General features: G+C 61.0%; 5 protein-coding genes and 2 pseudogenes. 1 reads left to right on the forward strand and 6 read right to left on the reverse strand.

Annotated features, from left to right (window positions below):
- Positions 1–127 precede the first annotated feature (127 nt).
- Positions 128–286 (reverse strand): annotated as a pseudogene (locus LOS8367_RS18415) (helix-turn-helix domain-containing protein); the annotation flags it as partial.
- A 652-nt stretch (positions 287–938) separates the two neighbouring features.
- Between LOS8367_RS18415 and LOS8367_RS18420 the strand changes: the two are divergent.
- Positions 939–1,466, forward strand: a complete 528-nt coding sequence (locus LOS8367_RS18420) for a metallophosphoesterase (RefSeq protein ID WP_085898001.1) — start codon at positions 939–941, stop codon at positions 1,464–1,466.
- A gap of 101 nt (positions 1,467–1,567) precedes the next feature.
- Here LOS8367_RS18420 and LOS8367_RS19435 read toward each other — a convergent pair whose 3' ends face one another.
- From LOS8367_RS19435 to LOS8367_RS18440, 5 genes and pseudogenes are all read right to left on the reverse strand, one after another.
- Complete coding sequence (locus LOS8367_RS19435) at positions 1,568–1,696, reverse strand: hypothetical protein (RefSeq protein ID WP_278247984.1); 129 nt, start codon at positions 1,694–1,696, stop codon at positions 1,568–1,570.
- A gap of 391 nt (positions 1,697–2,087) precedes the next feature.
- Positions 2,088–3,053 (reverse strand): flagellin N-terminal helical domain-containing protein, encoded by a 966-nt coding sequence (locus LOS8367_RS18425; protein ID WP_085898002.1) that lies wholly within the window; start codon positions 3,051–3,053, stop codon positions 2,088–2,090.
- A gap of 534 nt (positions 3,054–3,587) precedes the next feature.
- Complete coding sequence (locus tag LOS8367_RS18430; protein ID WP_278247985.1) at positions 3,588–4,613, reverse strand: flagellin; 1,026 nt, start codon at positions 4,611–4,613, stop codon at positions 3,588–3,590.
- Between the two features lie 102 nt (positions 4,614–4,715).
- Entirely contained in the window at positions 4,716–5,684 is a 969-nt protein-coding gene (locus tag LOS8367_RS18435) for a flagellin N-terminal helical domain-containing protein (RefSeq protein ID WP_085898003.1), read from the reverse strand.
- Between the two features lie 422 nt (positions 5,685–6,106).
- Positions 6,107–6,333: pseudogene (locus tag LOS8367_RS18440) on the reverse strand (DUF1217 domain-containing protein); the annotation flags it as partial.

Genomic DNA, 6,333 nt, shown 5'->3' on the forward strand with positions numbered 1-6,333 from the left:
AGCCCGGCCTCCTGTTCCTTCAGCATTCCAATGATCTGCTCTTCCGCGAAACGCGATCGCTTCATGTCCGTCTCCTGAGTTGGACGGACTCTACCCCAAACTGGAGGAGGAACAGGGTCTCAGGTCACTCATCATCTACGAAGCGATTGCGCCGCATCTCCCGGTAAAGCGTGGAGGGCGCGCGGCCGAGCCGCAGTGCTATCTCTTTCATCGGCAATTTTGCCTCGCGCCACCGCGCGAGTTTCTGGCGCTCTTCGAGATCCAAATGTGCGTAGCAGGTGCCCATCGATTGCTCTCCATGTAACCATCTGTTTCCATACAGAAGTTGCACTTCGAACGTGAATCCACCGCTACACATCTTTCGAACTCATAACAACTATTATGGAATATGGAGCGCTCGCCTTCGGGGTTGGCAGGTTCGGTCAAACCACCGAATTCGCGTATAAAGATATGGAGGACCGGTGGTTTGACCGAACACAAATGCCCCGGACCCTGAGAGAACCCCGGGCCAAGCTGGCGTCGGGTGTTTTCTACATATGAACAGGGCGACCCGGTGCCAATCGGCGCTTTGCCTTTATTGTCGTGGCGCAAAAAACCGTGCTGTTCAGTCGTGGGAAACATTCTGGCCCAAGGGAGCGAGGTCCTGCAGGCCCTGACCCGAGGCCGCCCGCCTCGCGGCGTCACCTTGCCCCCATCCCGGGCGCCTGCCATGCTCGCCGCATGACCGCACATCACGACATCGACCGCCGCTCGATACGGGCTTGAGCCCCCGGCCCAAGACAAGCCGGGCCTGCCCTCGCCCCTCCCGTTCGTTACAGCCCCGGTCTCTGCTCCATGCCACCCTTCCATTCCGCCCGGCCCATCCCTGGCCTCATTCGATCCACTCACACGCCATCACGTTCCCCGGCCGGCCCCCTTGCCCCACGAGGTGGGGCGGCATGAACATCTACACTGCCGACCCGCATTTTGGTCACGCCAACATCCTGAGGCTCTGCGACCGGCCTTTCGCCGATCTCGATGCCATGCATAGCCACTACATCGAGACCTTTCGAGAAGCGGTCGGGCCCGACGACGATCTCTGGATCCTGGGCGATCTGGCCTACGGGCGCAGTGCCGCCCGCCTCAGCGCGATCACAGCGATCTTCGACGCCCTGCCTGGGCGCAAGCACCTCGTCGCGGGCAACCACGACGGCCCCCGCATCCGCGGCCTGAGCTGGACCTCGGTCCACGAGCTCGTCGAGATCCGCGACGGTGACCAGCTGCTGGTGCTGTGCCACTACCCGCTCTTGAGCTGGAACCGTGCTCAGCACGGGGCCCTCCACCTGTTCGGTCATGTGCATGGCGATCACCGGGGCTATCGCGGCGCCGTCAATGTCGGCCTCGATGTCTGGGACCACCGCCCCGTCCGGCTGAACGAGATCCGCGTGCGGTCCGAAAGCTTGGCCCCGAACCCGGTCTACGGGTGAGGAGCGATCTCGGCCGGATGGTCGGGTTCTCGTTCTGCCCAAGATAGGACATCTACCGGCTGTCATTGCTGAACACCGCGTCGCGTCCATACGCGGCGCTGTCATTGTAGCGGTCTGCATGCCCCATGCCGAGCGCAGTCGTTTCCGTACAGGTAGGGCAGGAAGTTGTCGAGCCGAGCGGGGCTGACATCGATCGTCGCCGAGCCGCTCTCGCCGTTGTCGTAGGTCATGGCGCTGGCATATGCTCCGCTGCCACAGAAAACCAGTTCAGCGGACGAACTCACCTGTCGGGAAGGCGACATCCATGACTGGAGTGCCAGCGGGACAGTTGCGCGTTCCGGGTGCCGAGGGGTTCCGAGGCTCGCGATGATCCACTGAGCCGAGGGCCAGGAGGCGATCAATCAGATGATGATTAGATTGCGATGCAGGCAACGCTGCCTCTGCGTGGTCATCGCCCGAGACATGATTTTCGATCCAGTGCCTTGAGCGATCCGGATGTATCCGGCCTGCCCCTGTGTATCGTTGACCAATACCGGGTCTCAGATCGATGACTTGCGTGAATTGTCAGGTGCTTTTCCGGAGAGGGTGCGGCCTGCCCCGGAGGGCGGGCCGCGAAGTGCCTTAGCGGAACAGGCTCAGGATGTTCTGCGGCGCCTGGTTGGCGATCGAGAGCGACTGCGACGCCAACTGCTGCTGGACCTGCAGTGCCTGCAGACGGGCCGCTTCCTCTTCCATGTTCGCATCGACCATCGCGCCGACGCCGGCGTCGAGGTTGTCGGAGAGCTTGGTCAGGAACTCCTGCTGACGCTCGATCGACTTCTCGGACTGACCCAGCGAAGTGGCTGCATCGACCGTGGCCTTGGTCGCGGTGTCGGCAAGGGTCAGCACATTGGCGAGGTATTCATCGCCATCGGCACCGTTTGCGGTGTTGGTATCGGCCGTGCTGCTGGCACGGGTTGAGAAGTCCGTCGCAATCGCGTCGAAGACTTCCAGTTGCTTGTTCAAGTCAACCGGCGAAACGGTAATCTTCGTAGTCTGCAGGGCGCCCGCGGAACTACGGCTGATACCGGTGATGATCTCGCGATCGGCAGCCTTCGAGCTCGTCGATGCGGTAGCGGTACCGCCGACGACGTTCAGGGCAAGGGCTGTCGCTGTGCCGCCTGCACCGTCTCCTTTGCCGGCGTTGACCAAATCATCGCCGTTGAAGGTCGACTGCGACATGATCGCGCCCATGTCGGCCACGAGACGCTTCAGGTCAGCCTCGATTTCGTCAAGACCGCCCTTGTTCTCCTGGGCGAAAGCGACCTTGTCGCGGAATTCCGTGGCCAGCTCCGAGAACTGCTCGGCGCCGAGGCGCGCGGTCGCGACCGAGTTCTTGGTCAGGGTCAAGCTCTCGTTCACGGCCTTGGTCATGCCGCTGTCGCCCTTCATCGTCTCTGAGATCGCGAAATAGGCGGCGTTGTCCTTGCCCGAGGACACCTTGAGACCGGTCGAGATGCGGTCCTGGGTGCTGTTCAGGTTGGAGTTGATGTTCCGCAGTGTCGAGAGGGCGGACATCGCGGAATTGTTGGTGTTGATCGAAGACATATCAAGTGCTCCAGTTTCTCACTGTTCGATCGTCTTTCTGACGAAGTCGGCATGACCGCCGCGGCATGATCACGGTTAAACCCCTGAATTGGGGCGCGTTCGTGGCGTCTTGGCGAACTATTCGGGGATGGCCGTCAGCTTAATCCGGCTGGTTGGTGAAGGGCGGAGGATCTGAAGCCTCAAGGCTCTCGCTGCGCTGTTCCAGTCGTCTCGCCGGCCTCCTGCACGATGGGAGCACGGAAGCCGAGAAAGCCCGTTGAATGGCCGATGGAGCAAGCGGCCTCAGGTACTGGATACCAAGCACCTCCATATCTTGAGTCAGAGGGCGTGGGAAAAAATTGGCTGCGTCGGCCATAACCGACATGGCACAGATTTCTTGCCAACAACCGGGAAGAGCGGCCCGCGGGGCAGTGGCGGCAAAGGGTGACAGGCGGCGCATGCGCCTGGGCCCGAGACACCGTGGGATGCGCGGCGCTAGGCGTTCATCCGGACCGGCCGCGGCTTACCCATGGAGGGGACGAGCCGCGATGTGCTTCAGCGGAACAGGCTCAGGATGTTCTGCGGGGCCTGGTTGGCGATCGAAAGTGACTGCGACGCCAGCTGCTGCTGGACCTGCAGCGCTTGCATGCGCGCCGCTTCCTCTTCCATGTCGGCATCGACCAGACGGCCAACCCCGGCATCCTGAATGTCAGTCAGCTCGGTCAAAAAGCTCTGTTGCCGCTCGATGCTTTTCTCGGCCTGGCCCAACGAAGCGGCTTCCTCGATCAACATGCCGCGCGCTTGCTCGACGAGATCGATATAAAAGGCGATCCGGTCGTCCCCAGCCCTGAAGACCTTGCCTCCCTTGATCGCTACTTTATCAAGCTGGAAATCTTTCGTTACATCAAGCCACTGCAACTCTTCCTCGATCGACAGGAGGTCCGCCTTCTTGATCGGCAAGCTACTGACCTCGATGTCGCCCCCTTTGCGGCTGACCCCGACGGCCACCTGAACAACGTCGGGATCGAGCGCCGGGTCGTATCCCGCGTCATCCTGGTCGGCGCGGATGTCATAGTCGCGGCTGCTCGTCCAGCGAGAGGTATCGGGGTTCAAACCGGTCGCTAGTCCATCGGTACTGTCCCAGTGCTGATTGCCGTGCCCGTCAACGAACGAGGTTCCGTTGAAGCTGGCTTGGGCGACCGTACCGGAGATGCGCTTGAGGATCGCGTCGATGTCGGCTTGGATCGTCGTGCCATCGAAATCGGGGTCCATGTCGTACTGGCTCTGCGCCAGCATCAGCTTTTCGCCGAGCTCGCCGGTCATCTCGAGGATGCTCTGCGTGGCCAGGCGGCCCACCGAAATGGCGTTCCGGGTCAGGGTCAGGCTTTCCTTGAGGGCCTTGTTCATCCCGCTGTCGCCTTTCAGGGTTTCCGAAATGGCGAAATAGGCGGCGTTGTCCTTGCCGGACGCAACTTTGAGACCGGTCGTGATGCGGGCCTGGTTTCGGTCCTGTGCGGTCTCGATCCCGCGCATTGACCGTAGAGCGGATTGTGCGGCGAGATTGGTCAGTATTGAAGACATGGAAAAGACTTTGTCATTCTGTCGTGTACCTCGTCGTTCTGACGAGTCGTCCGATCTGAGAGCTGGCGAGGGCGGCCCGGATGGGCCGCCCTCGATCACGTTTTAGCGGAACAGGCTCAGGATGTTCTGCGGCGCCTGGTTGGCAATCGAGAGCGACTGCGACGCCAACTGCTGCTGGACCTGCAGCGCCTGCAGGCGGGCCGCCTCCTCTTCCATGTTCGCATCGACCATCGCGCCGACACCCGAGTCGAGGTTGTCTGAGAGCTTGGTCAGGAACTCCTGCTGACGCTCGATCGACTTCTCGGACTGACCCAGCGAAGTTGCGGCATCGACCGTGGCCTTGGTCGCGGTGTCGGCAAGGCTCAGCACGGCAGCAAGATACTGTTCGCCATCATTGAAACCGTCTGTGGTGACAGCATCGGTCGTTTGGCTTGCGCGGGTCTCAAAATCGGTCGTGATCGCACTGAAGATTTCGAGCTGCTTGTTCAGATCAACCGGTGCCACGGTGATCTTCGTAGTTTGGAGCGTGCCTGCGGTATTACGGCTGATGCCGGTGATGATTTCGCGATCGGCAGCCTTCGAGCTCGTCGAAGCCTGATCTTGGGCGCCGAGGACGGTCAGGGTGAGAGGCGTCGCTGCGGCGCCCGCAGCGTTTTTCTTTCCGGCGTTGACCAAATCATCGCCGTTGAAGGTCGACTGCGACATGATGGCGCCCATGTCGGCCACGAGGCGCTTCAGGTCAGCCTCGATTTCGCCGAGACCGCCCTTGTTTTCCTGAGCGAAGGCGACCTTGTCGCGGAATTCCGTCGCCAGATCGGCGAACTGCTCGGCGCCGAGACGCGCGGTCGCGACCGAGTTCTTGGTCAGGGTCAGGCTCTCGTTGACAGCCTTGGTCATGCCGCTGTCGCCCTTCATGGTCTCGGAGATCGCGAAGTAGGCGGCGTTGTCCTTGCCCGAGGACACCTTGAGGCCCGACGAGATTCGGTCCTGGGTGTTGTTCAGGTTCGAGTTGATGTTCCGCAGGGTCGAGAGGGCGGACATCGCGGAGTTGTTGGTGAGGATCGATGACATGATTACTCTAACTTCTTAGGGTTCTATCGTCTTTCTGACGAAGTCGGCATCCACCGTGGTAGGTCTGGATAAGCCCGTGAATTGGGGCGCAATTGTGGCGGCTGTAGCATTACCTGGGGGCGCACTGACGGGTGTGTTGATCGCGCTACGATTGTCGTGGATGTCGCCTGTATCGAAATAATGCAAAGGGAAAATCACCCTCGGTTCCCCTTGAAATGCCCTCATCTTTTCAAGAAACATTTCAGGGAAAAGAGCGCCAAGTGCAATCATGCTGTTGCATGTCTCGAATGGCGGAAATCGGATTGCATGATCCGGCCCTGCCCCGACATCCCGGGGCTGCGTCAGGCTTTCGGTCCAACATGATCAGGCACTTATGGGCCCACGGTTGCCGAAACCCGTCCCTCCGTCCAAGTGCCGCCTCGTCAATAGGTGTTGCGGCGGAAGCTGGTGACGGCGCTGATGTCGAGGGTGATCGGCGTGAACTGCCCCCCCGCCCCGGCGCTGACGGCGGCGTTCATCAGAGCAAGCGCCGCGTTGGTCGAGCTGTTGACGCCGGACTTCGTGTCAGAGATCGCGACATAGGTCCGCTCGAGCTTCGCAAGCTCGTCCGGGTCCTTGAGCTTGGTGAGGTCGAACTTCGCCTTGAACA

It is taken from the genome of Limimaricola soesokkakensis (assembly GCF_900172345.1).
Lineage (GTDB): Bacteria > Pseudomonadota > Alphaproteobacteria > Rhodobacterales > Rhodobacteraceae > Limimaricola > Limimaricola soesokkakensis.

Bases quoted from the DNA above. Each gene is read 5' to 3' on its own strand.
- LOS8367_RS18435 (WP_085898003.1), bottom strand. From the start codon at position 5,684: ATGTCATCGATCCTCACCAACAACTCCGCGATGTCCGCCCTCTCGACC.
- LOS8367_RS18430 (WP_278247985.1), bottom strand. From the start codon at position 4,613: ATGTCTTCAATACTGACCAATCTCGCCGCACAATCCGCTCTACGGTCA.
- LOS8367_RS18420 (WP_085898001.1), top strand. From the start codon at position 939: ATGAACATCTACACTGCCGACCCGCATTTTGGTCACGCCAACATCCTG.
- LOS8367_RS18425 (WP_085898002.1), bottom strand. From the start codon at position 3,053: ATGTCTTCGATCAACACCAACAATTCCGCGATGTCCGCCCTCTCGACA.
- LOS8367_RS19435 (WP_278247984.1), bottom strand. From the start codon at position 1,696: ATGACCTACGACAACGGCGAGAGCGGCTCGGCGACGATCGATGTCAGC.